Annotated in this window: 26 protein-coding genes and 1 pseudogene; 11 read left to right on the plus strand and 16 right to left on the minus strand. The window is 63.5% G+C overall.

Annotated features, from left to right (window positions below):
• The first annotated feature begins 37 nt into the window (after positions 1–37).
• The 4 genes from R6254_RS01730 to R6254_RS01745 are packed head-to-tail and all read left to right on the plus strand — an operon-like array spanning position 38 to position 3,727.
• Positions 38–1,339: a M20/M25/M40 family metallo-hydrolase gene (locus R6254_RS01730; RefSeq protein WP_318403916.1), complete on the plus strand. Its 1,302-nt coding sequence runs from the start codon at positions 38–40 to the stop codon at positions 1,337–1,339.
• A 32-nt stretch (positions 1,340–1,371) separates the two neighbouring features.
• Positions 1,372–1,794 (plus strand): hypothetical protein, encoded by a 423-nt coding sequence (locus tag R6254_RS01735; protein ID WP_318403917.1) that lies wholly within the window; start codon positions 1,372–1,374, stop codon positions 1,792–1,794.
• Complete coding sequence (locus tag R6254_RS01740; RefSeq protein ID WP_318403918.1) at positions 1,791–2,507, plus strand: ABC transporter ATP-binding protein; 717 nt, start codon at positions 1,791–1,793, stop codon at positions 2,505–2,507. Before R6254_RS01735 ends, R6254_RS01740 begins: the two co-directional genes overlap by 4 nt.
• The gene (locus R6254_RS01745) at positions 2,504–3,727 is read left to right on the plus strand and encodes an FtsX-like permease family protein (protein ID WP_318403919.1); all 1,224 of its coding nucleotides are present in this window, start codon (positions 2,504–2,506) and stop codon (positions 3,725–3,727) included. Before R6254_RS01740 ends, R6254_RS01745 begins: the two co-directional genes overlap by 4 nt.
• Before the next feature lie 10 nt (positions 3,728–3,737).
• On the opposite strand, the gene R6254_RS01750 is transcribed toward R6254_RS01745, so the two are convergent.
• The 3 genes from R6254_RS01750 to R6254_RS01760 all read right to left on the minus strand — a co-directional run bounded on the left by R6254_RS01750 (position 3,738) and on the right by R6254_RS01760 (position 6,511).
• Entirely contained in the window at positions 3,738–4,712 is a 975-nt protein-coding gene (locus R6254_RS01750; RefSeq protein ID WP_318403920.1) for a magnesium and cobalt transport protein CorA, read from the minus strand.
• A 37-nt stretch (positions 4,713–4,749) separates the two neighbouring features.
• Positions 4,750–5,565 carry an alpha/beta hydrolase gene (locus R6254_RS01755; RefSeq protein ID WP_318403922.1) on the minus strand — a complete coding sequence of 272 codons (816 nt, stop codon included), beginning with the start codon at positions 5,563–5,565 and terminating at the stop codon, positions 4,750–4,752.
• 139 nt (positions 5,566–5,704) lie between these two features.
• Positions 5,705–6,511 carry an alpha/beta fold hydrolase gene (locus R6254_RS01760; RefSeq protein WP_318403923.1) on the minus strand — a complete coding sequence of 269 codons (807 nt, stop codon included), beginning with the start codon at positions 6,509–6,511 and terminating at the stop codon, positions 5,705–5,707.
• Between the two features lie 63 nt (positions 6,512–6,574).
• Between R6254_RS01760 and R6254_RS01765 the strand changes: the two are divergent.
• Positions 6,575–6,706: pseudogene (locus tag R6254_RS01765) on the plus strand (carboxymuconolactone decarboxylase family protein); the annotation flags it as partial.
• A 122-nt stretch (positions 6,707–6,828) separates the two neighbouring features.
• Here R6254_RS01765 and minE read toward each other — a convergent pair.
• The 3 genes from minE to minC all read right to left on the minus strand — a co-directional run bounded on the left by minE (position 6,829) and on the right by minC (position 8,833).
• Positions 6,829–7,089 (minus strand): cell division topological specificity factor MinE, encoded by a 261-nt coding sequence (minE, locus tag R6254_RS01770; RefSeq protein ID WP_318403925.1) that lies wholly within the window; start codon positions 7,087–7,089, stop codon positions 6,829–6,831.
• 6 nt (positions 7,090–7,095) lie between these two features.
• On the minus strand, positions 7,096–7,911 hold the full coding sequence (gene minD, locus R6254_RS01775; RefSeq protein ID WP_318403926.1) for a septum site-determining protein MinD: 816 nt from the start codon (positions 7,909–7,911) through the stop codon (positions 7,096–7,098).
• A 166-nt stretch (positions 7,912–8,077) separates the two neighbouring features.
• The gene (gene minC / locus R6254_RS01780; RefSeq protein ID WP_318403928.1) at positions 8,078–8,833 is read right to left on the minus strand and encodes a septum site-determining protein MinC; all 756 of its coding nucleotides are present in this window, start codon (positions 8,831–8,833) and stop codon (positions 8,078–8,080) included.
• Positions 8,834–9,010: 177 nt separating this feature from the next.
• On the opposite strand from minC, the gene R6254_RS01785 reads away from it, so the two are divergent.
• Complete coding sequence (locus tag R6254_RS01785) at positions 9,011–9,427, plus strand: PPC domain-containing DNA-binding protein (RefSeq protein WP_318404346.1); 417 nt, start codon at positions 9,011–9,013, stop codon at positions 9,425–9,427.
• A gap of 70 nt (positions 9,428–9,497) precedes the next feature.
• On the opposite strand, the gene R6254_RS01790 is transcribed toward R6254_RS01785, so the two are convergent.
• Positions 9,498–9,941 carry a PaaI family thioesterase gene (locus R6254_RS01790; protein ID WP_318403930.1) on the minus strand — a complete coding sequence of 148 codons (444 nt, stop codon included), beginning with the start codon at positions 9,939–9,941 and terminating at the stop codon, positions 9,498–9,500.
• A complete protein-coding gene (locus R6254_RS01795) occupies positions 9,938–10,372 on the minus strand; it encodes a MerR family DNA-binding transcriptional regulator (protein ID WP_318403931.1) in 435 nt (144 codons plus the stop codon). Before R6254_RS01795 ends, R6254_RS01790 begins: the two co-directional genes overlap by 4 nt.
• Positions 10,373–10,578: 206 nt before the next feature.
• On the opposite strand from R6254_RS01795, the gene R6254_RS01800 reads away from it, so the two are divergent.
• The gene (locus R6254_RS01800) at positions 10,579–10,917 is read left to right on the plus strand and encodes a hypothetical protein (RefSeq protein ID WP_318403932.1); all 339 of its coding nucleotides are present in this window, start codon (positions 10,579–10,581) and stop codon (positions 10,915–10,917) included.
• Positions 10,918–10,937: 20 nt separating this feature from the next.
• The gene (locus R6254_RS01805) at positions 10,938–11,240 is read left to right on the plus strand and encodes a hypothetical protein (protein WP_318403933.1); all 303 of its coding nucleotides are present in this window, start codon (positions 10,938–10,940) and stop codon (positions 11,238–11,240) included.
• 3 nt (positions 11,241–11,243) lie between these two features.
• Here R6254_RS01805 and R6254_RS01810 read toward each other — a convergent pair whose 3' ends face one another.
• The 4 genes from R6254_RS01810 to R6254_RS01825 all read right to left on the minus strand — a co-directional run bounded on the left by R6254_RS01810 (position 11,244) and on the right by R6254_RS01825 (position 15,568).
• On the minus strand, positions 11,244–12,038 hold the full coding sequence (locus tag R6254_RS01810; protein WP_318403935.1) for a TIGR03915 family putative DNA repair protein: 795 nt from the start codon (positions 12,036–12,038) through the stop codon (positions 11,244–11,246).
• Positions 12,039–12,322: 284 nt separating this feature from the next.
• Complete coding sequence (locus tag R6254_RS01815; RefSeq protein ID WP_318403936.1) at positions 12,323–13,288, minus strand: lysylphosphatidylglycerol synthase domain-containing protein; 966 nt, start codon at positions 13,286–13,288, stop codon at positions 12,323–12,325.
• Positions 13,285–14,532 (minus strand): cardiolipin synthase ClsB, encoded by a 1,248-nt coding sequence (gene clsB, locus R6254_RS01820; RefSeq protein ID WP_318403938.1) that lies wholly within the window; start codon positions 14,530–14,532, stop codon positions 13,285–13,287. The genes R6254_RS01815 and clsB overlap by 4 nt, the downstream gene beginning before the upstream one ends.
• 172 nt (positions 14,533–14,704) lie before the next feature.
• Positions 14,705–15,568: an endonuclease/exonuclease/phosphatase family protein gene (locus tag R6254_RS01825; RefSeq protein WP_318403940.1), complete on the minus strand. Its 864-nt coding sequence runs from the start codon at positions 15,566–15,568 to the stop codon at positions 14,705–14,707.
• A gap of 484 nt (positions 15,569–16,052) precedes the next feature.
• On the opposite strand from R6254_RS01825, the gene R6254_RS01830 reads away from it, so the two are divergent.
• The 3 genes from R6254_RS01830 (at position 16,053) to R6254_RS01840 (ending at position 17,694) form a co-directional block, all read left to right on the plus strand.
• On the plus strand, positions 16,053–16,511 hold the full coding sequence (locus R6254_RS01830; protein ID WP_318403941.1) for a hypothetical protein: 459 nt from the start codon (positions 16,053–16,055) through the stop codon (positions 16,509–16,511).
• A 158-nt stretch (positions 16,512–16,669) separates the two neighbouring features.
• Complete coding sequence (locus R6254_RS01835; protein ID WP_318403942.1) at positions 16,670–17,185, plus strand: hypothetical protein; 516 nt, start codon at positions 16,670–16,672, stop codon at positions 17,183–17,185.
• Between the two features lie 137 nt (positions 17,186–17,322).
• On the plus strand, positions 17,323–17,694 hold the full coding sequence (locus R6254_RS01840; protein WP_318403944.1) for a glutaredoxin family protein: 372 nt from the start codon (positions 17,323–17,325) through the stop codon (positions 17,692–17,694).
• Positions 17,695–17,776: 82 nt separating this feature from the next.
• Here R6254_RS01840 and R6254_RS01845 read toward each other — a convergent pair whose 3' ends face one another.
• The 4 genes from R6254_RS01845 to R6254_RS01860 all read right to left on the minus strand — a co-directional run bounded on the left by R6254_RS01845 (position 17,777) and on the right by R6254_RS01860 (position 24,350).
• Positions 17,777–18,313 carry a Spy/CpxP family protein refolding chaperone gene (locus R6254_RS01845; protein ID WP_318403946.1) on the minus strand — a complete coding sequence of 179 codons (537 nt, stop codon included), beginning with the start codon at positions 18,311–18,313 and terminating at the stop codon, positions 17,777–17,779.
• Positions 18,314–18,641: 328 nt separating this feature from the next.
• Positions 18,642–21,752: an efflux RND transporter permease subunit gene (locus R6254_RS01850; protein ID WP_318403948.1), complete on the minus strand. Its 3,111-nt coding sequence runs from the start codon at positions 21,750–21,752 to the stop codon at positions 18,642–18,644.
• The gene (locus R6254_RS01855; RefSeq protein ID WP_318403949.1) at positions 21,749–23,005 is read right to left on the minus strand and encodes an efflux RND transporter periplasmic adaptor subunit; all 1,257 of its coding nucleotides are present in this window, start codon (positions 23,003–23,005) and stop codon (positions 21,749–21,751) included. The genes R6254_RS01850 and R6254_RS01855 overlap by 4 nt, the downstream gene beginning before the upstream one ends.
• Before the next feature lie 58 nt (positions 23,006–23,063).
• Positions 23,064–24,350 carry a TolC family protein gene (locus R6254_RS01860; RefSeq protein WP_318403950.1) on the minus strand — a complete coding sequence of 429 codons (1,287 nt, stop codon included), beginning with the start codon at positions 24,348–24,350 and terminating at the stop codon, positions 23,064–23,066.
• Positions 24,351–24,357: the final 7 nt, after the last annotated feature.

The raw sequence follows: 24,357 nt of genomic DNA on the forward strand, positions 1-24,357 counted from the left end.
TTGATAACAATTATTCATCCGGAGAAAGTTTAAGTTTATGCACATCGCAGTTCGTTTTTCATCGCTGGCGCTCGCCCTGAGCGCGGCTTTTGCCGGTTCTTACGCCATGGCGCAAACCGCCAGCCACACGGCCGACATCGAGCGTATTCTGGCCAGCCCGGCGTTCAAGACGGCGGCGGCCACGATCGACAAGGAGCATGGCCGCATTGTGGAAGACGGCATCAAGTTCACCGAAATTCCTGCGCCGCCGTTCAAGGAAGAAGCCCGCGCCAAGGAGTTTGCCAAGATGCTCAAGGCGGTGGGCCTGGCCGATGTGAAGATTGACGAAGAAGGCAATGTGACCGGACTTCGCAAGGGCACACGCAGCGACGGCAAAGTCGTGGTGGTGTCGGCGCATCTGGACACGGTGTTTCCCGCCGGGACCGATGTGAAGGTCAAGCGCCAGGGCACGAAGTTGTACGCACCGGGCGTGGGCGATGACACCATGAGCCTGGCCGTGTTGCTGGGTTTTGTGCGCGCCATGCAGGCCGGCAACATCAAGACACGTGACGACATCCTGTTTGTCGGCACGGTCGGTGAAGAAGGCCCGGGCGATCTGCGCGGCGTGCGCCATTTGTTCACCAAGGGTGAATACAAGAACAAGATCAAGAGCTTCTTTTCGCTGGAGTCCGGCAGCGTCAGCCAGATCACCAACGGCGGCGTGGGTTCCAAGCGTTACCGCGTGACTTACAGCGGTCCTGGTGGCCACAGCTTTGGCGCGTTTGGCCTGGTGAACCCGATGTTTGCGCTGGGCCAGGCGGCCAATGAGTTTTCGCGCATCCAGGTGCCGGCCACGCCCAAGACCACTTACAGCATTGGCCTGATCGGCGGCGGCACCTCGGTGAACTCGATTCCGCTGAGCGGCTGGATGGAAGTGGATATGCGTTCGGAGTCGGTCATCGAACTCAAACGTGTTGAAGACCGTCTGCTCAAGCTGGTAGAGGAAGCGGCCGAGGGCGAAAACTTTGCACGCTCCACCAAGGAAGGCAAGATCAAGGTCGAGGCCAAGCTGATCGGCGACCGGCCGGCCGGCAACACCGATGCCAAGTCCGACCTGGTGCAGATCGCCAAGGCGGCGATCGAGGCCGGCGGCTACAAGGTGGCTTACAACTGGAGTTCGACCGATTCCAACCTGCCCATGAGCCTGGGTATTCCCGCGATCACCATCGGCCGCATGGCTCCGGACAAGAGCGGCCGTTCGCATTCGCTGGACGAGTGGGTCGATGTCGAAAAAGAACCCATGGTCAAAGCCATGGCGACCAGCCTGAGCATTGTGCTGGCCACCACGGGCATGGAGTAAACATGGCGCCGCAGGGTGTGGAGAAGCCGCTTATGAATCGCCGTCAGCTCGCGGTTTCTCTCGCTCTGTGTTCGGTGGCGCCGGCCTTGTGGGCCGCGCCGCCTCGGATTCGGATGTTTGAGCTGTACAAGGACGATTTGAGTTTTTCAAATACCGCCAAACAGCTCAACGGAAAAACCATCAGCATGCAGGGCTTCATGGCGCCGCATCTGAAAGTTGAATCCGACTTTTTTGTGTTGTCCAACTCGCCGGTGGAGACTTGTCCGTTTTGTGCCTCCGAAGACGAGTGGATCAACACCATTATTTTTGTACGCATGAAAAAACGCCAGGAAGCGGTCAAGCCCGGTGACCTGATCCAGGTTGTGGGCCGGCTGGAGATCGGACCGCAGACAGATGCTGCGACCGGTTTTGTCAGCCGTGTCCGTCTGGTCGACGCCAGCTTTCAGCGTTTATGAGTGCAGACGTTTTGCACAGCGGGCTGAGCGCGCGCTCGGTCTGCGCTGTTTTTGCCGATGCCGGCGGCGCCAGCATCCAGGCGCTGCACGATGTCAGCGCCGAATTTTTACCTGGCCATCTCACCGCCATCGTCGGTCCTTCGGGCTCCGGTAAAAGCACCTTGCTGCATGCGCTGGCCGGCATTGTGGTGCCGCAGCAGGGCGAGATTCGTTTTGGCACCACCGTGGTGAACCAGCTCGGCGAAAGGCAACGCGATGCGTGGCGCCTGGCCCATTGCGGCATGGTGTTCCAGGACTTTCGCCTGATCGATGAGCTGGATGCCTTGAGCAACACCTTGTTGCCGGCGCAGTTTCAGCGCGCACGTTTGCCCGAGGCCTTGCGTGAACGTGCCCGGGTTTTGCTTGCACGGTTTGAGGTGCCTTTGCGCGCCGGACCGGTGGCGCGGTTGTCACGGGGTGAGCAGCAGCGGGTGGCGCTGGCGCGCGCCTTGTTGCTGGACCCGCCCATTATTCTTGCCGACGAACCCACGGCCAGCCTGGACCCCAGCAACGGGCAACGTATTGCCGATGAACTCAAAGCCATGGCGCAGGCCGGCAAAACCGTGGTGACGGTCACACATGACCACAAGTTATCGGCACTGGCCGACCAGGTGATACGCATGAGCGCGGGTCAAGTTCTTTCTCAACCCTTTGCAGACGCGGTGTCATCATGAATCCCTGGCCCGGCATTCGCGCCGCTCTCACGCGTTATCGTTTCAGCGCCCTGGCCTTTGTTTTGCTGGTGGCCGCGGGTGTGACCCTGTCGGTGGCGATTGTTTCGCAAGAGCGGGCCTTGCGCAGCGGCAGCGCCCTGGCGGCGGACCGTTTCGACATGATTGTGGCGCCGCCCGGCAGCCGCACCGACGCCTTGATGACCGGGGTCTTCCTGCGGCCCGGCTCCAGCCAGTTGTTGAGCCCGACCTTGACAGCGGCTTTGCTGAATGACAGCCGCGCGAGTTTTGTGTCGCCGCTGGCGTTTGGTGACAGCTATCGCGGCGCACCGGTGGTCGGTGTGATCGCGGCCCTGGTGGAACATCTGTCCGGTGGGCTGGCCGAGGGCCGGCTGTTTGCGGCGCGTCATGAAGCCGTGGTCGGCGCCGCATCGGCTCTCAAGGTGGGTGACACCTTTCAGCCGGCGCATGGGGTGCACCATGGTGGTGAAGAACACGGCGGGGATGACCACCTTGATGCGCATGAGGTCACGGTGACCGTGGTCGGGCGCATGAAGCCGACCGGCTCGCCCTGGGACAAGGCCGTGACGGTGCCGGTGGAGCTGGTCTGGGCCTTGCACAACTTGCCGGCCGGCCATGCGCCGGAGTCCACCCAACTGGGCGCGCCTTTTGACGCGGCCCACACACCCGGCATTCCTGCGGCGGTGGTGCACACCGGCAACCTGGCCAATGCCTACAAATTGCGGCGTGCCTACACCGGCAAGGAGTCCATGGCTTTTTTTCCGGCGGAAGCCCTGGTGCAGCTGTATTCCATCCTCGGCGACATGCGCCAGCTGATGAGTCTGCTGGCCCTGGTGACCCAGGCGCTGGTGTTGTTGTCCATCATTGCCAGCGTGTTTATTTTGTTTCGCCTGTTGATGCCGCAGTTTGTGACCTTGCGTGCGCTGGGTGCGCCGCGGCGTTATGTGTTTGCCATGGCCTGGGGGTTTACCGCTTTGCTGGTCGGCCTGGGTGTGCTGCTTGGGCTGGCCGGCGGTTACGCGCTGTCGTTTGGCATCAGCACCTGGCTGGCGCATCTGACCGGTGTGGCCTTGCGACCGACCTTGGGCGAGACCGAGTGGCTGATGGCACTGGCGATTCTGGTGGTCGGCCTGGTGTTGGCCTCCTTGCCGGCCTGGCACATGCAGCGTGTGTCTTTGTCCGCGGCGATGAAAGAGTATTGACGCTCTGAATCTATAACCAGCGTGCGCGTTTGAAGCCCCAATACAGCAGGGCGCAGGCGATGAGGATGGTGCTCAGGGCGATGAGGTAGCCGTACTCCCACTTGAGTTCGGGCATGTGTTCGAAGTTCATGCCCCAGACACCGGCAAAAGCTGTCCACACCGCAAAAATACTGGCCCAGGCGGCCAGGCGTTTGGTGACTTCACTTTCCTCGATGGTGGCCATGGCCAGATTCACCTGGATGGCCGTGCCTATGGTGTCGCGCATGGTGTCGATCAAGGCATTGATACGCGACAGATGATCCACCACGTCGCGAAAATAATCCTGCACCCCGGCGCAGATTTGCGGCACGCGACCGCCATGCAATTTGCTGGCGCCTTCCAGCAGCGGCGCCACCGCATGTTTTAAAACCAGGACGCGGCCTTTGAGTTCGTACAGGCGCTCGATGTTGGAACGTGCCGTGCCTTTGGTGAAAATGTCGCGCTCTATGGTTTCCAGCTCGGTCTCGAAGCTGTCGATCACGGGAAAATAACGGTCCACAATCGCGTCCATCAAGGCATACAGGACAAAGCCGGAGCCGTGCCGCAGCAGCTCGGGCTCGCGCTCGCAACGTGCACGCACGCCCAGCAGGCTGATCGAACTGCGGTTTCGCACCGACAACACGTAGTTGTGGCCGGTGAAGATGTCGACCTCGCCGACATGCATCTCCGAGGCGTCACCGGGCATAGGCTCGACCAGGTGCAACACGGAAAACAGCGAGCTGCCGTACTCCTCGATTTTCGGCCGCTGGTGGCCATGTTGTGCGTCTTCCACCGCGAGTTCATGCAGGCCGAACTCCTGGCGCATCTCTTCCAGCTCCGCCGCTGTGGCGTCTTGCAAGGCGACCCAGACAAAGGTGTCGGGATGGGCCAGGTGCTCGCTGATGTCGCCGATGGGAATGTCGGCGAGTTTGCTGCCGTTTTGATACACCACGCAGTTGATCAGCATGAGCTTCTCCCAAAAATAGACTGCGCTGCCCGGGCGGTCAGTGTGTCAGCACCCAGTGGCTGATTTTGCCGACCGCTTCGGCCTCCAGCCCGTTGAAGCCGTGGTAAGCCTTGGCTTCGCAGGGGTCGCCTTGGCTCTGGCCGCCGCTCAGGGTGATCAGTTCGGCCTTGGGGGTTTTGGCCAGTGGCGTCATCAGCAGCGGCATGTCGCTGAAAGCGCAGTGTTTGCAGCCGTCTTGTGTGTTGTGCACGACCAGCACCGGGATGGCCAGTTTTTCCAGCGGCATCTTGGGCACGGCGCGGCCCGTGTCGTCGGTCAGGATGGTGGCGGTCAGCACCAGGCCGTCGGGCCCGCCCTGGGCCGGGCTGGCCACCGTGGCGATGGCGCCGGCCGACTGTGTGCCGCGGCTGGTACCGACCAACCACACCGGCACCGGGGCCTGCTGCTTGAGCCAGGCGATCACGGCCAGGACATCGGCCGCGTGTTCCGGCGTTTGCCGAAAGCCGCTGAGGTAGGGCGAGGACTGGCGGTCGGACGGCGCATCGATCACGACAACGGCCAGGCCGGCGTCGGCAAACTGCTGGCGCGTGCGCACCAGGAAGTTGCCGGCGCCCCAGGTATAAGCGCCGTTGGCCGAGATCTGCAGGCCGCCGTGGCCGCCGGCCAGCAGGATGACCGCGGCTTTGGGCGCGGGCGGGCTGATGTAGACAAAACGCTGCGTGACGCCGGGGCGGCTGGGGATGTCGACCACCTTCTGCGTGGTTTGCGCCAGTGCACCCTGGCCGGCCAGGGCCAGGCAGAGCAGGCCGATGCTCAGGCTGTAACGAAGCCAGGTGCGGCGATCGGGTGTCATCAGCTTCTCCTGAGTGGGTTGACGAATTGTGTCTTCTGGGATCAGGGGTGGCAAGTCAGCGGTTTATAAGCCAAATCGACCGTTAGCCCTTATAGGATAAGCGCAAGAAGCTATGAAAGTGATAGCAATTGGGGCAGCCCTAGTCGGTGACAGCAGTTTTGATCCAGGTGATGATGTCGTCACTGGCGACACGGGGTGTGTCCAGGTGGCCGCCTGAGACTTCCAGGTATTTGTTTTTCGGGTTGGCGGGCAGCTTGTCGACGTAATAAGTCTTGACCCGCTTGAACAGTGGGTCTTTTTCACCAATCACCGTCATCACCGCGGTCGTGGCCGGCACGCGCGGTGCGGTCAGCGACATCTCGGCCTCGCCCTGGGGGTCGAAGTAGGACAGGAAATCCTTGGCCGTGGTGACCACGGTTTGTTGCCGGCCCTGGTTGATGTCGCTGAAACGCTCACGTGAATCGCCCTTGCCGGCCGCCACCAGGGCGCGGGCCTCGTCCACGCTGTCGTGCACCACCGTGTTCCGGGACTGGGTGTAATAACCCTCGGGCGAATGCCCGGGCGCCAGCAGCACCAGCGCATCAATGTCGCCGGCGCGCACCGCGTGGCTGAGCGCCGCGGGCACCCCCATGCTGTGGCCGACGATGACAATACGCGTCGCGCCCTGCTCGCGCAAGGTTTTCACATGGCCGGCCACTTCAGCCATGGCTTTGTCCCAGTGGCCGTCCAGGTAACGGCCGCGTGACCAGGGCATGTCCGGCACGGTGGCGAGCCAGCCCTGGCGCTCGAAAGTGGCTTTCATGGGGCTGAAGTTGGGGTCCATGTTGTTGCCGGGATTTTTGCCGTGCAACATCAACACGCCTATACGTGGCTGGGCCTGGACGGCGCTGCTGCCGAAGGCGATGACGAGGAACAGGCCGAGGGCCAAGAGCAGGCGGTGGTACATGGGGTGTGCTTTCTGGTGGATCAGGCGCTGACCATGGGCCCAATTTACCTCTGCCCGCCCGCCGCGTCAGCCGGGTTTTCACGCGGGCACCTGGATACCAAAACACGCGAGTTGATCGCGCTGGCCGTGGCGCTCACCACGCCTTGCGACGGTTGTCTCACCGTGCATTCGGCGCAGGTAGTTGAGCCCGCCGCGCTTGTATGGTGGCGGGGCCCGGTGGCTGTTTTTACTTATTTCTTAAGAGAAACAGGCCGCTAGCCCAAACAGAGTGGGCGCACGCAGCTATCAAATCGGGAGCGAGTGATTCGCCACCCGTCTCACTTGTCGGGCAGCTCGATCTTGACTTCCAGCACATCCAGGTTGTCCTGGCGCTCCAGGTGGACCTTGATGTCCTGGGGGCTGATGTTGATGTATTTGGAAATCACCGCGATCAGGTCACGCTGCAGCGCCGGCAGGTAGTCGGGCTCGTGGCCCTGGCGGCCCGAACGTTCGTGCGCCAGGATGATCTGCAGCCGCTCTTTGGCGACGCTGGCGGTCTTTTTCTTCTCGCCGAGCAGGAAGGACAAAAATGAAGCCATGGCGTTTTACTTGCCTCCAAAGACACGTTTGAAAAAGCCGGCCTTGGGCGCGTCGATAAAACGCAGCGGCTTGTCTTCCCCCATGAAACGGGCGATCACGTCCTTGTAGGCCTCGGACACGTCGCTGCCGGTCATGTGTACGGCGGGCACGCCCTGGTTGGAGGCTTGCAGCACGGACTCGGACTCGGGGATCACGCCTATCAGCTTGATACGCAGGATGTCCTTGATGTCTTCGAGCGACAACATCTGGCCCTGGTCGACGCGGCTGGGGTTGTAGCGGGTGATCAAGAGGTGTTCCTTGATCGGGTCGCCGCCTTCCATGCCGCGTTTGGTCTTGCTCGACAACATGCCGAGGATGCGGTCGGAGTCGCGCACCGAGGACACTTCGGGATTGGTCACCACCAGCGCTTCGTCGGCGAAATGCATGGCCATCAGCGCACCGGTTTCAATACCCGCCGGGGAGTCGCAGATGATGTATTCAAAGTCCATGGCGGCCAGGTCGTTCAGGACTTTCTCGACACCTTCCTTGCTCAGCGCTTCCTTGTCGCGGGTCTGCGAGGCGGCCAGCACAAACAGGTTGTCGCACTGCTTGTCCTTGATCAGCGCCTGGTTCAGGTTGGCTTCGCCCTGGATCACGTTGATCAGGTCGTACACCACGCGGCGTTCGCAGCCCATGATCAGATCCAGGTTGCGCAGGCCGACGTCAAAGTCGATGACGGCGGTTTTGTGGCCGCGCAGGGCCAGGCCGGTTGCAAAGCTGGCGCTGGTGGTGGTTTTGCCCACGCCACCCTTGCCGGAGGTAACCACGATGATTTTTGCCATGGGTAAAAAGTCCTTTGGGAATTAACTGGTGAAGGGTGGGAGGGTCAGCGCAATACACGCAGAAACAAGCGTGGGGGTATGGCCATTTTCCGCCGGGCCGCCCCAAGGAAAATAAGCCCCCTCGGGGGGCAACGCAGTACACGAAGTGACAAGTGTGGGGACGATCTCATGCTTTGATGGACTCCATCACGAGTTTGTCGCCGCCGGGGCCGGCCACCAGCCGCACTTGTGTGGCTTGGCCCCACATGCCGTCGGGCAGGGGCACATCGCTGGTGCGGTAAATGCCGGCGATCGAGAGTAACTCGGGCTCCAGGCACAGGGAAAAAATACGCGCATCGGCATTGCCGCGTGCCCCGGCCATGGCCTTGCCACGCAAAGGCGCATACACATGGATGTGGCCGTCGGCAATCACTTCGGCGCCGGGATTGACCATGGCCAGCACCACCAGGTCGCGGCCGCGTGCATAGACCTGCTGGCCGGAGCGCAACGGCTTGTCGATGATCAGGGCGCCGGGTGGCGGGGCCTCGGCCGGGGGTGGTTCCGGCTTGGGGGTGTTTTGGGGTGCGGGTTGCGACGGCGGCACATGGACCCGGGCGTCCGGCGCGGCCACCAGGCCGCTTGCTGCGGCCGCGGCCATCTGGGTCGGGCTGCCGCCGCGTGCGGCAATCGGTGCCACGCGGTAAGGGCGTATCAGCGCCACCAGCGCCGCGAAGTCGATAGGTGTGGTGTCGGCGGCCAGCGGCGAGAGGTCGATGACCAGCGGGTCGTTGTCAAAAAAGTCGGGAATGTCGCCGAAACGCAGCGTCAGGTCGCGGGACAAGGCGGCCAGGTCGGTGGACTTGAGCAAAAGTGCGACCAGGGGCAGGTTGGCGCTTTTGATTTCGAAACTGGCGGGGCTGCTGGCCGGGAGGGCAACGGTCATGGGCAATAGGCGTCGCGTCGTCGCGGGAAAAACAGGAAAAAGCGCTCGCTGAAAAGCGTAGCCCGGAAAGTGAAGAATCTTAACAGCGGGGCCTGCCGCAGTTGTGAGGGAATGAAACGTGGGGGCTTGTGGGAGGATAAGGGCTTGGCCTTGGTTTTTGAGGAGTCCGCCATGCCTGTGCAAGTCCATGTTTTGCGTCTGCAGCCCGGTGAGGACTTGCGCGGCGCGCTGGAAGCGGCGTTTCGCGCCTTACACGCGGAGGGTGTGGGTGCGGCCTGTGTGCTCTCGGCGGTGGGCAGTTTGTCCTGTGCCGTGTTGCGTTATGCAGACCAGGCCGCCGGCACGTCGTGGGTGACACCGCTGGAACTCTTGAGCCTGTCGGGTACCCTGAGTGTCGACGGCCCGCATTTACATGCGAGTGTGGCCGATGGGCAAGGCCGTGTGCGCGGCGGCCATGTGATGCGCGGCTGCGTGGTGCGCACCACGGCCGAGGTGGTGCTGGCGCTGCTGCCGGGCTGGCAGTTCAGCCGCGAGGCCGATGTGAGCACCGGTTTCCAGGAGCTGGTGGTGCGGCGGCTGGATCCAGTCGAATAGCCGATTTCTTAAGAAAAAAAGGCCTGTAGCCCTTGAAGGGCGGTCGCAAGCAGCTATCAAGACCATAGCGTCACACGGGCCGTGTCGCAGTGTTGAGATTGCGTGCCGTGCCCAGCAAGGTGGCGCACAAGGTCTCCTCGCCCTCGGGGCTGACGGCGTAGACATCGGCGGCACACACCGTGAGCAATTTGCCGGCGCTGAGCACCCGGCCGCGCGCACGCAGCAACACACCTTGGGCGGGCGCGACGAGTTTGATCGTGGCGTCCACCGTGGCATGGGTCCAGCCCGGCGCCAGCAAGGTGCCGGCCGCTGCCACGGCCGCAAAGTCAGCCACGGCAAACACCGCGGTGGCCTGCAACTGGCCGGGTCGGAAGGTGAAGGTATCCAGCACCGGGATTTCGACCTCCACTTCTCCGGGCGCGATGTGTTTGAAGAACAAGCCCAGGGTGCGGGCCATGGGCATGGCGAGCACCCGCTGTTCAAGTTGCTGGAATGGTGGAGAGGTGGTGGTCATGCTTGGGGTTTCCTTGGCGTGGTGGGTGCTGGCCTGCGTTGGACGGCGGGCCAGGGCGGCGGGGTCTTGTTGGTCGCTTGTGCACGCTGCTGTTTTTTCATCCACGCGATGTGGGCAAGCACCGTGTGGCGCTGGGTTTTGAGTTGGTCGATCTGGCTGTCGATGTCGGCTACCCGCTCTTGCATGGCCTCGGCCATGTGTTCAACGCTCAACCGGCCGCTGCGGTAGGCGGGAAGCTGCGCGGCAATCGCTTTGAGCGAAAAACCGATGCTGCGCGACATGGCGATAAACACGACTTCGCGGCGCATGGCTTCGCTGTAGTCGCGGTAGCCGCTGGCGCGGCGTGCGGGCTGCAGCAGGCCCAGTTTTTCGTAGTGGCGCAGGGCATGCACGGAAACGCCAGTACCTTGGGCCAGTTCGGAGATTTGCATGACGCCAAGATTAGCAAGCCTCGCCCTGCACGAAGCTTGTGGTTCTGTCACCTGTGCGCCACGGTGCTTGGGGCGCCAGGCGGACCGGTCCTACAGGGAGGCGGGTGGGCTACCGATAAAAACCGGCAGCAGGCGGACTTACCTTGAAGATGTGGACCAGACCGTTCGGCCCACCGCCGCGCATACCGTGTTGAGAAGGAGCCACCATGAACAAGAACCCTGTTGTCCAATCCGTGCTGCTGATGGTGCTGCTGGGCATTTCGGCGGCCGTGGCAGCGCAACCCAGCACCCTGCCCGACAACGCCACTCAGGTGCCGCCGGAAATGGGTGTCAAGCCCGCGTGGCCCGGTGCCAGTGCGCCGCTGCCCGCCGACATCAAACCCAGGATCAGGCCACAATTGAAACCACGCATGAAGCCGGAAGAACTCAAGCCCGACATGCGGCCGGACTTCCGGCCCGAGATGAGTCCGGGCATGCAGCCGAACAGCCAGAAGCCGCTGCACACCGATGTACCCGTGCACCGGGGCGACGGCCCGGTCAACTGAATTCGACAAGGGGAGTGAACATGAACAGGCGCTTGCCGATCTTGCTGGTGTTGCTGCTGGCCAGCGGGTTTGTCGCCGCTGCGCAGCGTGAGGCACCGGCGCCCAAACCACGTATCAACCGCAATCCGGCGTTTCGCGAGAGTTTGCCGCCGGGGCCCACCTTGCCGCCGGATGTCCGTGACACCACGGTGCCGGCGCCGGGTCCGGATGATCCGCGCGACTCCAGCACCCGCCCGGTGTTGCCGCCCGGCAGCAGGGACGACCGTGATGTGGTGGTGCCCACACCGGGCACGACTCCCCAGCCCAACCTCCGCAGGCCTTAAGCTTCAAGCCGCTAGCAGGCGGAACAGGTCGGCCGGTTCAGTTCTGTCCGTGGCTTCTTGTCTGTCAGCAGGTTGGCAGGGCCCACCGCCTGATCGCACGGTCCGGCGGTGGAAGGTGCGTCGGTAATATCGGAGCCAGAGTTGCTCGCCGGCGTCGAGCGCGGGGGCATTGGCTTTTTGTGCCCCGGGGCCGAAATGCAGCTGGGCACCGTCCCACTCGGCGCTGCATTCGGGCGTCAGCAAGGCCCAGCGCATTTGCCGGAAGCGCCGTGCAAAAAAGGGTGCGACGGTTTCAACAATGTGGTGTTGGGGCTGGTACCAGGCGACATGCAGCGGCCCGATCGCGGGCTGGTTGCTGAAGGCTTCGTCCTGCACACGGCGAAAGCGCACAAAGGCCTTGAGCTCATGGATGTCACGGCCTACCGCTTGCGCCAGGCTTTGGGCCAGGACCCAGTCGGTATCCAGCGGCTGGTGCAGTAAATCAGGCTCCTGTTGCAGGCGCCAGAGCAGGCGGTACAGCAGCTTGAAACGGTCGGGGTCGCGGTGCTGGATGACGGCTTCACCCGGGGCCAGAAATTCGGGCGGCAAAGAGAGCTGCGCGCTGTGGCCGGACACGGGAAGGTGGGGACGCGTGTCGTCGCTGCAGCACCAGCTGACTTGTCCGGGCCGGATGTGCTGCGCCAGCAATCCCTGTGCGGCATGGCAAAACCCTGGCCAATCCGTTTGACCCTGCAAGGGGATGGGCAGCGGGGCTTCGGGGAAAAGGTCGCTGGTCAGACAGTCGTTCATCACACCCATGGCTTGCTCCTTGTTTCTGCACTCAACAGCCATGGTGGCGCAAGTAGCTGTCCCTGCGCTGTAGGCCAGGGCGCAAAGGTCACGCCCGCCGTTGGCGCGGCCTGCTCAAGGACGGGCAGACGGCCGGCGTAAGGCCAGGTGATGGGGTTAGTTTGTGAAAACACTGTATTAATATACAGTTATTTGGGGATTTTTGCACGGATATATCCCCTGACACGTAGCCAAAACCAGGCTTTGGTGGCCAACAGGGCGTAAACAGGGCTTAAGGGCCGCCAGCTGTGCCGTCAGCGGTCGATGGGCGCCTGTTGTGCTGCCCGGCTTTCGGTGGCGAGGTAGAGCAGGCTGGCCCCCGTCAGCGGCAGCAGGTAATAAATGACGCGGTAAGCCACCAGCCCGGCCAGCAGCTCGGTGGTGGGCATCAGGTGCGACAGCAGCGCCACAAACACCGCTTCGAGCACTCCGAGCCCGGCCGGTACATGGGTGATGACACCCGCCACGGCGGCGACCAGCAACACACCGGCCACGGTGGGCCATGCGATTTTTTGCTGCAACAGCATGAAGACAACCCCACTCATGAGCAGCCAGTTGGCGGCACCCATGCCCAGTTGCAGAAGCGCCAGCCGCCAGGACGGCAGCTCCAATTCATGGCCGCGCACGGCAAAACTGCGCTGCCGGGAAAAAGCACACAGCAGCGGGTAGGCCAGTGCAATCGCCAGCAGGGCAAAACCCAGCAGCTGCAGGCCCGCGCTGCCAATTTTCCAGTCAGGCGGCAGGGCCGGGGTGTAAAAGCCAAAAATGAAACCGGCCAGCAACAGGTAGCCAATCCAGTTGGTCAACATGCTCAGGGACATGACGCGGGTGATCACGCCGGTGTCCAGGCCCAGCCGCGAATACAGGCGGTAACGAAAGGCCACGCCGCCGACCAGCGAGCCGAGGTTGAGGTTGAACACATAACTGATGAAGGTGACCCCCATCACCGTGGGTGCACGCAAGGTGTGGCCGGTGTAACGTCGTCCCAGCAGGTCAAAGCTGCTGTACAGCGTCAGGCTGCTGATGGCCAGCGCGGCAGCAAAGCCCAGTGCGCGCAGTGGGTAGTTGCGCAAGGTGGCCCAGACCTCGTCCCAGGCGATGGCGCGCGCCTGCGCGGCCAGCAACCAGAGCACCAGTGCAAAAAACGCCACGGTGAGTGCGCGCAATAGCCAGGGCCACCAGGGCTTGCCGGGGCCGTCCAGCACCTGGTCGCGGCTCATGAGGCCTGGCCTTCGCTGACGCGGTCGGTGCCTGGCGTGGCCAGCAGATGTTCGGCCGGCATCAGGCGCGGCGTGTGGGCCGGCAGCCAGCCAAACCAGGCCGGGTAGCGGCGCAACAAATGGAACACAAAAAAACTGCGCAGCGTGACCCAGGCGCCGGACTCGGTCAGGTCTGCGGCATGGATTTGTTTGCAACTGCTTTCCATCAACTGCGTCAGGTGCTCGCCCAGTTGCTGGTTAAAGGCCCGGTCCTTGATGATGACGTTGGCTTCGAGGTTGAGTGACAGGCTCAGCGGGTCCAGGTTGCTGGAGCCGACCGTCGACCATTCGTCGTCTGTCAGCGCGACCTTGCCGTGCAAGGGGCGCTCGCGGTATTCGTAAATTTTCACGCCAGCGCCCAGCAGGTGGTGGTACAGCATGTTGGCCGCGGTTTTGACAATCGGCATGTCGGGTTCGCCCTGCAGGATCAGTTGCACCTCCACGCCGCGTCGCGCGGCTTTGCGCAACGCCTTGAGCAGGCGGTAGCCGGGAAAAAAGTAGGCGTTGGCGATGATGATGCGGCGCCGCGCACCGCGGATGGCGATGCGGTAGTGGCGTTCGATGTCGTTTTGATGCTCGCGGTTATCGCGGGTGACAAACAGGGCTTCGGCGCTGCCCGCCGCCGGCAGGCTGCTGCTGGCCGAGGGGGCCGGCGTGCGGCGGAACAGGTGGCGTCTATAACGATGCGGGTGGCGCTGGCCGATCAGCAGCTGGGCCCGGACAAAGTAGTGGATGTTGGCCACCAGCGGCCCCTCGATCTCCACCGCATAGTCTTGTTTGGCCAGGGGGCCGAAGTCCGCCAGGTGGTCGGCCGAATAATTGATACCGCCTACAAACGCACGTGCACCATCGACCACCACAATTTTGCGGTGCATGCGCCGGAACAGGTTGGTGCGAAAGCCCCAAAGCCGGGGCTGCGGGTCAAACACATGAACCCGCACGCCGGCCTGTGTCAACGCCGAGATAAAAGCAGTCGACAGATCGGGTGAGCCGTAACCGTCGATGGTGAGGTCGACCTGCACGCCGCGCCGCGCCGCCGTCAGCAGGGCCGCCTGCAGGGCGGTGCCAACCTTGTCTTCAAACAGGATGAAGGTTTCCAGCAGCACCTCGCGCTGAGCCGCAGCAATAGACGCGAACACCCGGGGGAAAAAGGCCTCACCGTTTTCCAGCAAGGTGAAGTGGTTGCCGCCGATCCAGGGGGTCATAAGGTCAAGGCCCCCACGCTTTTCGCTTCGCGTAATGCGCTGCCCCCCGAAGGGGCACTGCGCCTGCGGCCCGGCAAAGCCGGTTCCGCGGCCCCGGCTGCTAGGGTGGGGGCTCCCTCGGGGGGCAGCGCACCGCCGAAGGCACACGCCGTGACAAGCGTGGGAGCCATTTTCATAATTCAATTTCCGCCGCGAGCGGCGCGTGGTCGGATAGATGCGACCAGGGTTTGATCGGTAACACCACGGGCGCGTGGCCGATGGCGTTGCGCACATAAATGCGGTCCAGCTGCAGCAGGGGAAAACGTGCGGGGAAGGTGCGGGCGGCCTTGCCATTGGCCTGCACAAACACCTCGTGCATGTTGGCGCCTTGCGCCAGCACATCGTGGGCGCGGCGGCGCCAGTCGTTGAAGTCGCCGGCGGCGATCACTGGCGCGCTGGCGGGGATGTCTTTGTGCACCAGGTCGCACAACATCTTGAGTTGTTTGATGCGGTGGGATTCGGCCAGGCCCAGGTGCACACAAATGACGTGCACATTCGTGTCGCGGCCCGGCACCTCCAGGACGCAATGCAAGAGGCCGCGCCGCTCGGGTCCGCTGATGGACACATCGCGGTTTTCGAAACGGATGATGGGAAACTTGGACAACACCGCGTTGCCGTGGTGGCCGTTGGTGTAGACCGCGTTGCGGCCATACGCAAACTGCGGCCAGATGCTGTCGGCCAGGAACTCGTAATGCGGTGTGACCGGGTAGTTGGCCACCTTGCTTTCGTGTTTGGCGTGGGTGCCGGTCACTTCCTGCAGGAACACCACGTCGGCACCCACGGTGCGCACGGCCTCGCGCAATTCATGCAGGATGAACTTGCGGTTGAAGAAGGTGAAGCCTTTGTGGATGTTGACCGTCAACACCTTGATGGAAAAACTCAGCGAGGCGGTGGCAATGGCTTGCTGGGTAGCGGCCAGTGCATCGTCATCGCTGCGCAAAGGCACGGCGACGGCCGCCGCTTCATTGACCTGGATGAGGGATTCGGGAGGATGCATGAGGGACAAGGAAATGGCAAAGAGACATTGTTGCGCGACCTGGCTCCGGACCGGCGTAGGACAGCAAGCTTATTTGCCGTGTTTTAGAGCTTGTTCCCGGTCTACAGGGGGTCGCGCAAGTAGATTGTCGGGATGGGATGCAAGGCGCAAAACCCAAGCCAAGGCGTGTGCCTTGGCTGATTTTGCAACGCCGCAGACCGCCCGATTGCGTCCCAACGCGGCCCCTGTAGACCGGGAACAGGCTCTAAGGTCTTTCGGCGAAATTTTGAAGATTTTGAAGAGGTGGCGTCCTACGTTGCCGGACGAGGCCCGCCGATAGGCCGCTTGGCGCCTCGGCGCTAAATTCATACCAAGCAAGCCTTCATGGGCCTGGCTTGGCAAGGGACTCGCCGCATCAGGTGGTGTTTCTTTGCCGGATGATTTTTCGTTCCCAGGAGTTCACAGCCGGCCTTGTCCGGTTGGGGCTTTTTATCAGGAGTTAGACATGAACAAATTTTCTATGCGTGTTCTTCCCGTCGCCGTGGCGCTGAGTGCCACGCTGGCTTTTGCGGCCCAGGCTCAGATGGGGGGCGGTGTGCGAGACGGCACCAACAGCCAGATCGACAGCGATGCGCGCGCCCATGCCATGGCCACCGTGAATGGCAGCACGTCCGCCCAGACCCCGGTCGCGGCGCAAAGTTCGAGCGGTGTCAAAGGCACGGTAAGCCGGACCGCCAACCGGGTGGAAGGCGCCATGGGCAAGGCCGCTGATGCGACCAAACGCACGGCCAAACGCACGGCCAAACGCGCCGGCAGTGCCGTGGGCAACAGCGTCGGTAGCGTCGCCGAACGTGCGGACCGCGGCATCCAAAACGCCTTGCCCGCTAAATCCGCCGGCAGTGCGTCGGTGAATATGCAGGGCTCGGGCAACACGGCTGGCCAGGTGGCTCGTCCGCCGCAATAAGCCTAGGCGGAAACCAGCTTGTTGCGGGACAACGGTCCTACACACAAGCAGCCTTTGCACTGATAACAAGTGCTTGATCCCGGCCCCACATTGAAGGTGTGGGGTCACTTGAGGGACCTCCCGAGCGACTCCCCTTCAAAAATTCAAAGGAAATTGAGATGCATAAGTCAACAACGTCGATTCTTCTGGCCAGCATGATGGTCGTGTCCGGTTTTGCGGTGGCACAGACCCCCGCTGCACCGGTTCAGGCCCAGGGCGGCGCCACCACCGTGGCCCCGGCGGTGGATGCGGGCACCATGCCGAACACCCGTGCGGATGTCAAAAGCGAAATCAACACCCGCTCCGGCGCCAAAGTCGGTGCACCGGCCCAGGGCGGTGGCACGCCTTCAGGCGCAGCCAAGACCGGTGCAAGCGGCGGCATGTCGGCCACCACCCGCGCGGACGTGAAAGCCGAAATCCCCGGTGGCAGCAAGGCCGGTGCGTCGGCACAAGGTGACTCCAGCGTGTCGGGTGCACCGGCCGCCGGGGCCAAATCGTCGACCTCTGCCGAACGCAAGGCTGCCCGTGCCGACCGCAAAGCGGCACGCAAGGCCAAGCGTGATGCAACGGCCAACAGCACGGGCAAAGGCATGGACACGGGCCCCAGCAGCACGGTCAAGACAGCACCCCAATAATTCAGTTTCTTCACCCGCCCTGACAGGGCTTGGCAACAGCGCCCGCTTCGCAAGAAGTCGGGCGTCTTTTTTTTGCGTGGCGGCGCCAGCGTCATGCCTTAAGCTGCGGAACCCGTTATTCCTTGAAGGACCTCACCATGCCCCGCGCCATTCTTGACGAATCCAGCATCCATCCCGCCATTCGGGCCAAAGTTGCCCAGCATCAACAAGCCATCGTGTTGGAGGTGCAGGCCGCGGTGGCGGCCCATGCCGTGGTGGTGGTGGGCATGGGCCTGAATCCGTTTCCGCGCCAAGCGCGCCGCGCGCTGGACGCCGCCGGTGTGGCCCACCACTACCTGGAATACGGCAACTACCTGAGCAACTGGCGTCCGCGCAATGCCCTCAAGATGTGGACCGGCTGGCCGACCTTGCCCATGGTGTTTGTGCGCGGTATGTTGATAGGTGGGGCCAGCGACCTGGACCAGCTGATCGCCAGCGGGGAACTCACAACGCTGCTGGCCGGCGGCTGAGCACCACAAGAAAAAGCCCGCCGCCACGTCGGGAAGACGCAGCGGCGGGCCGGGGGGTCGCTGTGGTGTAGCGTATCAGCGTTCAGCCTTTGTGGTGCTGACCGTGGTGGCCATGGCGCGGGCCACCGTGGCCCATGGGCTGGCTGTCAAAGACTTTTTTCTGGTCGGTATTGAGTGCCGCATAAAAAGTCTTGGTGGCCTCGCCGCGTTTGTCCATGGCCGCATTCATCTCGCTCATGCGCTGGGTGCGCATCGCACGCATTTTGTCAATACGTTCGGGCGTGGTCAGCTTGGCGAATTCGGCGCGCTGGGCGGCGCGGTCGGGACGTGCCGCGTTATCGCGTGCCGCTGGTTTCATGGCGGCGGTGAAGGCCGACCAGGCGCCTTCCTGGGCCGGCGTGATGGCCAGTTTGGCTTTCAGCTCGGCCGCACGTTTGGCCATGCGCTCCTGCATCTTGGCCGGGTCGTGGCGGTGTTCGCCGGCTTTTGCCGCAGCTGTCGACGGGGCTGGCTGGACAGGCGCCACGGTTTGTGCTGTGGCGGCCAGTCCCATAGAGGCCATGATGCCGACCAGGATCAGGCTGTTGACGGACTTCAGGGGTTTGAAAACGGATGTCATGAGAGCTTCCTTTCAAGAGAAGACAAAGCCTGCGACCGGGAATTGGCGTCAGGTTGAAGAGAAGTTTGCGCGGCCTGTGTAAGCGCGCCATAACGCGTGCGTGAGGATTTTGTAAAGTTTTTTGCAAATTTGCAGCGTCTTTCGCCACCGGGTCCTGGCCAGGCGCCTCCGCTCCGGCCTGGCGCTTTTGTGCCTCGGATTGCGCATGAAAAAGGCCTGCAGCCCTTGTCCTATATGCGCAAGCAGCTATTAAATTTGTAGCGAATGAGGCGCTGCGGACTGCCCCGTGCAGCAGCACCACGGCGGTGCGCTGCACGGGCGGTTGAACTCACGGCGTGGCCTCAAGCGCCGGTGCGGCGGTCTTGTCGCTGGCGACCGGCTTTTTATCCTTGCTGAACCAGGCCACGTACAAGACCGGCAGCAGCACCAGTGTCAGCAAGGTGGCCGTGATCAGGCCACCGATGATGACGATGGCCAGCGGCCGCTGTGTCTCCGAACCAATGTCGTGCGACAAGGCCATGGGCAGCAGGCCCAGCGCGGCCAGCATGGCCGTCATCAGCACGGTGCGCAGGCGCTGCATGGAGCCGAGCTTGACCGCCTCGACCACGCTGTGGCCGGCTTTCTGCAGTTGCTGGAACACCGAAAGCATCACCACGCCGTTGAGCACGGCCTGGCCCGACAGCGCAATAAAACCGATGGCCGCCGACACCGACAGCGGGATGGAAAACACCCACAGCGCCACGAAACCACCAATCAGCGCCAGCGGCACGTTGATGAGAATCAGCGCGGCCATGCGCAGGGACTTGAAGGCGTCGAACAGCAAAACGAAGATCAGCAGCAGCGACAGCGGCACCACCACTGACAGCCGCTTCATGGCGCGTTCCTGGTTTTCAAACTCGCCCGACCAGCCGATGTTGTAGTTGGCCGGCAGCTTGACGTTCTGGTCGACGCGGGTCTGCATGTCCTTGACCACCGAGCCCATGTCGCGGCCCTTGATGAAAATACCAATCGCCATGGTGCGGCGCCCGGCTTCGCGGGCGATGTTCATGGCACCGCTGGTCTGGTGGATGGTGGCCACGCTGCCGAGCTGGGTGTAACCACCGTCGGGTGTGGGGATCAGGGTCTGCGGCAGGTTGGCGATGACGCGCTGGCTTTCCGGCAGGCGCACGGCGAGGGCGAACTTGCGTTCGCCTTCCCAGAGCTGGGTGGCCGCCTTGCCGGCCAGCGCGGCTTCGATCACGTCCTGGATATCCTGCACGTTCACGCCCAGGCGCGCGGCCCGGTCGCGGTCGATGTCGATCACCAGTTGTGGCAGGTCACCGGCGCGGTCGATCTCGGCGCGGAAGACACCCTTGACCTGCTTGACCTCGCGTTCAATGGCTTCGGTGATGCGTTTGAGTTCGACCAGGTCATCGCCGGCCACCTTGATCACGATCTGGCCGTCGATCTGCGAGATCGACTCGAGCACGTTGTCACGAATCGGTTGCGAGAAGGTCGGCTGCATGCCGGGCAGCGCCGACACGGCCTTGTCCATCTCGTCGATCAGTTGTTCCTTGGTCAGGCCCTTGCGCCATTCCTCTTGCGGTTTGACGTCCACAAACACCTCGCCCATGCTGATGGTTTTGGGATCGGTGCCGTCTTCCGGCTGGCCGGCCTTGGACACGGTGGTGCGCACTTCCGGCACCGTCAGCAGCGCCTTGCGCACATTGCGCAGGATACGTGTGGCCTCGTCGTTGGAGACGCTGGAGGGCAGGCGCACGTTGACCCAGATCGTGCCTTCGTTGAGTTCGGGCAGAAACTCCGAGCCCAGCCGGGAAGCCACCAGAATCGACAGGCCGAAGGCGGCCAGCGCGGCGATCACCACCAGGCGGCGATGGCCCAGCGCCCAGTCCAGCACCGGTGTGTACACGCGTTTGCATTTGGCCACCAGGCGGTTGTCACCGTGCGGCAGCTTTTTGCGTAACATCCAGAAGGCCAGCAGCGGCACCAGGGTCAGGGAGAAAATCAGGGCTCCGATCAGCGCCGTGGTCACGCTCAGTGCCATGGGCTGGAAGATGCGGCCCTCGTGGCGTTGCAGCGCAAAAATCGGGATGTGCGCGGCGATGATGATCAACATCGAAAACAGCGTGGGGCGCCCGACTTCGGTGGCTGCGTCGATGATGACATTGCGTCGCTGCGCATCGCTCATGCCTTCTTTTCTTTCGGACAGGCGGTGCATGATGTTTTCAATCACGATCACCGCGCCATCCACGATGATGCCGAAGTCCATGGCGCCCAGGCTCAGCAAGTTGGCCGGCACGCCCATGATTTTCAGGCCGAGAAAGGTCGCCAGCAAGGCCAGCGGGATCACCACCACCACGGCCAGGCTGGCGCGGATGTTGGACAGGAACAGGTAGAGCACCAGCGAGACCAGCAGCGCGCCTTCGACCAGGTTGCGGAACACCGTGGTCAGGGTTTTGCCCATCAGCCAGGTGCGGTCGTAGTAGGGAACAATCTGCACGCCCTTGGGCAGGACGCGGCTGTTGAGTTCGGCGATTTTTTCCTTCACGCCCTTGAGCACCACGCTGGGATTCTCGCCCTTGCGCATGACCACGATGCCGGTGACCACATCGTCGTCCAGATCCTGGCCCACGGTGCCCAGCCGCGGCACCGCGCCTACGGTGACTTGGGCGATGTCGCGCACCAGCACCGGCGTGCCGTTTTTGGCCGAGACCACGATGCGGCCTATGTCGTCGGACGAACGCAGCAGGCCGATGCCGCGGATGGCGTATTGCTGCGTGCCCTGCGCCACATAACTGCCGCCGGCATTGGCATTGCCGCGACCTAACGCGTCGAGCAGGTTCTGGAAGGTGAGTTTGTAGGCGCGCAACTTGTCGAGGTCGGGCTGCACCTCATACTGCTTGATGAAGCCGCCCATGGCCACCACGTCGGCCACGCCGGGAACCTGGCGCAAGGTACGTTCGACGGTCCAGTCCTCGATGGTGCGTAACTCTGTGGTGGTCAGGCCGTCGCCGCGCACCCGGTAGCGCATGATTTCGCCGACGGCCGAGGCATTCGGCGCGATCGTGGGCTCGACGCCGGGCGGCAGGTCGACCGAGCGCAGGCGTTCGCCAACCTGGGCGCGCGCCTGCAACACATCGGCCTTGTCGTCATAGGTGACGACGGTGAAGGACAGGCCGAACTGGGTGTGCGAGAACACACGGATCGCGTTCGGCAGTCCCGACAGCGCGACTTCGATCGGCAGCGTCACCTGTTTTTCCACCTCTTCGGCGGCGCGGCCCGGGTAGAGCGCAATCACCGTCACCTGCGTGTCGGTGACATCGGGAAAGGCCTCGACCGACAGATTCTGGAAGGCGATGATGCCGGCAATGGCGAAAATCACCGTGCCCAGGACGATGAACAGCGGCTGGTGCAGCGCGTAGTGGATCAGCCGTTTCATCGTTGAGCCTGTGTGCGGGAAGGCAGCACCGCAGGCGCTACTGTTTTGATAGCTGCTGACGCAGTCCCCTGGGGGGCTGGAGCCGCTTTTTTATCATTTCTTTCAGGCCGTGCGTCTTCCTGGGCCTGGCGGAACTCACGCGCCAGCAACAAGGTGTTTTCGCTGACCACCTGTTCGCCGGCCTCCAGTCCACGCGACACCACGGCCTCGCGCGGGCCTTCGTAACTGAGCACAACCTCGCGTGACTCGAACACGCCCGGCTGCACCTGGACCAGCACCATGTGTTGGGTGCCCCACAGCGACACTGCTTGCGCGGGAATCAGCACGCCCGGGCCCAGCATGCGTTCGATGCGGGCCGTGGCCAGCATTTCGGCCTTGAGCTTGCGTCCGGGGTTGGCCACCAGCCCGCGGATCTTGATGGTGCGGGTGGCCGGGTCGATGAAGTCGGAAGCGGCGGTGACGCGGCCTTCAAATTTTTCACCCGGCATGGCGGCGATGCGCAATTCAAACGCGGCGCCGGGTTGCAGGGTGCCGACCTCGGATTCGCGCGCGTCGATTTGCACCCACAACGAGGTCGGATTGGTCACCACAAACAGCGCCGGCGCGCCGGGGCCGGACTGGTCGGGCCGGACTTCCTGGCCGGGGTTGAGGTTGCGTTCCACCACCACACCGGTGATGCCGGCCAACAGGCCTAACTGCTGGTTGACGTTGCCGCTGCCGCCGCCATACATCCGGGTGCGAGCCTCGGCGCGCTGGCTTTCCGCGGCTGAACGTGCGGCATCGGCCTCGGCCTGCTCCAGGTCCTTGCGGGCGATGATGCCGGCCTCGAACAGTTCGCGTTGACGCTGCAAGGATTTTTGCGCCAGCCGGGCGTCGGCCTGGGCTTTGGCGGTGTCGGCCTGGGCCCCACCAAAATCCGGCGAGGCCAGTTGGGCCAGCAAGCTGCCGGCTTTCACGGGCTGGCCGACATCGGCCTTGATGGCGGTCACGCGGCCGGCAAAGGCCGGGTAGATACGCTGGGTCTGTTCTTCGTTCCAGACCAGCCGGGCCGGCAGCTCCACCGTGATCGCCTTGCTGGGCGCGGCGTTGATGACCCCCAGCAAGGCGAGTTGGGGGTGACCCGGCGGAAATCGCAGCTGGTTGCCTTGCAGAATCGGCGCCAGCACCTCGGGCGGGGGTGGCGCGGGTTCATTGCAGGCCGATAACAGGGCAAGCGCCGAGGCGGAGAGGGTGAGAAGAAGGGTACGTTTCACGATGGAGGTCCGAAAAAGAAAAGGGCCGGTCCGGCGGGGCGTCGGGAATGGGGGACGGTTAGGGCTGGCGCAGCTGCCAGGCCTGGGCCGCCTTGGCGTGGTCGGTGCGTGCGGCCAGCTCTTCGAGCAGGATGGTGCGCAAGGTGCGGCGTGCGTCGATCAGGTCGGTCAGGGACAAGGCGCCCTTGTTGTAGGCCAGCTCGGCCATTTCCGCGACCTGGCGCGCGCGCGGCAGGATGGTGCGCTCGTAGCTGAGGGCGCGGGCGGCAGCGCTTTCGCGTTCCTGCTGCAGGCGCTGCAGGTCCGCGCTCGCTTCGCGCCGGGTTTTTTCCAGCAGGTCCTGGGCCGCATCGAGTTGCGCCAGCGCTCTGGCGATTTCGCCCTGGAAGTTGTAGCCGCCGAACAGGCCGTAGAGCGGCATTTGCAAGCGCAGCTCCAGCAAGCGGGTCGAGGTGCCGGGGTAATGGTCTAGGGAACTGCCCACGGTGATGTCGGCTTTCTTTTGCGCCGAGGCGACGTCTAACGCGGCCTGCGCGGCTTCCACCCGTTGCCGTGCGGCCATCACATCGGCGCGGGCTTCAATCGCCGGATACAAGGCGCTATTGCCAGTGACGGCGTCCATGGCCTGGCGTGTCGGCCAGTCGGGCTGCGCTTGCAACACGCCGGGCCCGGTGAAACCGGTCAGTTGTGCCAAGGTCAGGGCTGCGCGCTGGCGGTCCAGTTGGGCGGTGCGCAGATCGGTGCTGGCACGTTGGGCCTCGATGTCGGTGCGGGCCGCGTCCTGTGCGGCCAGGTCGCCGGCCGTCACGCGGCGTGCGGCCGTGGCGGCGATCTGCAGCGCGCTGCGCTCCAGGGCGCTGACCTGCTCGATACGCTCCTGGGCTGACAAGAGATCAAAAAAAACGGCGCTGGCGGCCAGCTGTTGCAGCACCAGGGCGTCCTCGACGTCGGACTGGGCGGCATCGGCATTGCGCTGCGCGGCCCGGGTGCGCAACACCCGTTTGTCGCCGCGCTCCCAGGTCCAGTCCAGGCCGACGGATTTGTCGATGCGTTTTTGCGTCAGGACGTTGCCGCCGCCTATGCCGTTTTGCAAGTCCATCTGCGAGGCCTTGGCCGACAGGACCGGTGCCGGCGCATGGTCGGCCGCGGTGATATCGGCCTGGGCGGCCGCCAGCGCGCGGCGCGCCAGCGAGACGTCGAGGTTGTTGCGCGCCGCTTGCAGCGCTTGCGCCAGGGACAGGCTGGACGTGGCGGGTGGAGGGGGGGCGGTCGCGGCGGCGTTTTGGGCCATGGTCGGCAGGGCCACGGCCAGGCCGGCTGCGAAGATTAACTGTCGTATGCTCATGCCGTGT

The organism is Polaromonas potterensis (assembly GCF_033446725.1).
In the GTDB taxonomy this organism is placed as follows: domain Bacteria; phylum Pseudomonadota; class Gammaproteobacteria; order Burkholderiales; family Burkholderiaceae_C; genus Polaromonas.

Excerpts from the sequence above, each read along its gene's own strand:
- R6254_RS01730 (WP_318403916.1), top strand. The coding sequence starts at position 38 with ATGCACATCGCAGTTCGTTTTTCATCGCTGGCGCTCGCCCTGAGCGCG.
- R6254_RS01735 (WP_318403917.1), top strand. The coding sequence starts at position 1,372 with ATGAATCGCCGTCAGCTCGCGGTTTCTCTCGCTCTGTGTTCGGTGGCG.
- R6254_RS01740 (WP_318403918.1), top strand. The coding sequence starts at position 1,791 with ATGAGTGCAGACGTTTTGCACAGCGGGCTGAGCGCGCGCTCGGTCTGC.
- R6254_RS01745 (WP_318403919.1), top strand. The coding sequence starts at position 2,504 with ATGAATCCCTGGCCCGGCATTCGCGCCGCTCTCACGCGTTATCGTTTC.
- R6254_RS01750 (WP_318403920.1), bottom strand. The coding sequence starts at position 4,712 with ATGCTGATCAACTGCGTGGTGTATCAAAACGGCAGCAAACTCGCCGAC.
- R6254_RS01755 (WP_318403922.1), bottom strand. The coding sequence starts at position 5,565 with ATGACACCCGATCGCCGCACCTGGCTTCGTTACAGCCTGAGCATCGGC.
- R6254_RS01760 (WP_318403923.1), bottom strand. The coding sequence starts at position 6,511 with ATGTACCACCGCCTGCTCTTGGCCCTCGGCCTGTTCCTCGTCATCGCC.
- minE (WP_318403925.1), bottom strand. The coding sequence starts at position 7,089 with ATGGCTTCATTTTTGTCCTTCCTGCTCGGCGAGAAGAAAAAGACCGCC.
- minD (WP_318403926.1), bottom strand. The coding sequence starts at position 7,911 with ATGGCAAAAATCATCGTGGTTACCTCCGGCAAGGGTGGCGTGGGCAAA.
- minC (WP_318403928.1), bottom strand. The coding sequence starts at position 8,833 with ATGACCGTTGCCCTCCCGGCCAGCAGCCCCGCCAGTTTCGAAATCAAA.
- R6254_RS01790 (WP_318403930.1), bottom strand. The coding sequence starts at position 9,941 with ATGACCACCACCTCTCCACCATTCCAGCAACTTGAACAGCGGGTGCTC.
- R6254_RS01795 (WP_318403931.1), bottom strand. The coding sequence starts at position 10,372 with ATGCAAATCTCCGAACTGGCCCAAGGTACTGGCGTTTCCGTGCATGCC.
- R6254_RS01800 (WP_318403932.1), top strand. The coding sequence starts at position 10,579 with ATGAACAAGAACCCTGTTGTCCAATCCGTGCTGCTGATGGTGCTGCTG.
- R6254_RS01805 (WP_318403933.1), top strand. The coding sequence starts at position 10,938 with ATGAACAGGCGCTTGCCGATCTTGCTGGTGTTGCTGCTGGCCAGCGGG.
- R6254_RS01810 (WP_318403935.1), bottom strand. The coding sequence starts at position 12,038 with ATGGGTGTGATGAACGACTGTCTGACCAGCGACCTTTTCCCCGAAGCC.
- R6254_RS01815 (WP_318403936.1), bottom strand. The coding sequence starts at position 13,288 with ATGAGCCGCGACCAGGTGCTGGACGGCCCCGGCAAGCCCTGGTGGCCC.
- clsB (WP_318403938.1), bottom strand. The coding sequence starts at position 14,532 with ATGACCCCCTGGATCGGCGGCAACCACTTCACCTTGCTGGAAAACGGT.
- R6254_RS01825 (WP_318403940.1), bottom strand. The coding sequence starts at position 15,568 with ATGCATCCTCCCGAATCCCTCATCCAGGTCAATGAAGCGGCGGCCGTC.
- R6254_RS01830 (WP_318403941.1), top strand. The coding sequence starts at position 16,053 with ATGAACAAATTTTCTATGCGTGTTCTTCCCGTCGCCGTGGCGCTGAGT.
- R6254_RS01835 (WP_318403942.1), top strand. The coding sequence starts at position 16,670 with ATGCATAAGTCAACAACGTCGATTCTTCTGGCCAGCATGATGGTCGTG.
- R6254_RS01840 (WP_318403944.1), top strand. The coding sequence starts at position 17,323 with ATGCCCCGCGCCATTCTTGACGAATCCAGCATCCATCCCGCCATTCGG.
- R6254_RS01845 (WP_318403946.1), bottom strand. The coding sequence starts at position 18,313 with ATGACATCCGTTTTCAAACCCCTGAAGTCCGTCAACAGCCTGATCCTG.
- R6254_RS01850 (WP_318403948.1), bottom strand. The coding sequence starts at position 21,752 with ATGAAACGGCTGATCCACTACGCGCTGCACCAGCCGCTGTTCATCGTC.
- R6254_RS01860 (WP_318403950.1), bottom strand. The coding sequence starts at position 24,350 with ATGAGCATACGACAGTTAATCTTCGCAGCCGGCCTGGCCGTGGCCCTG.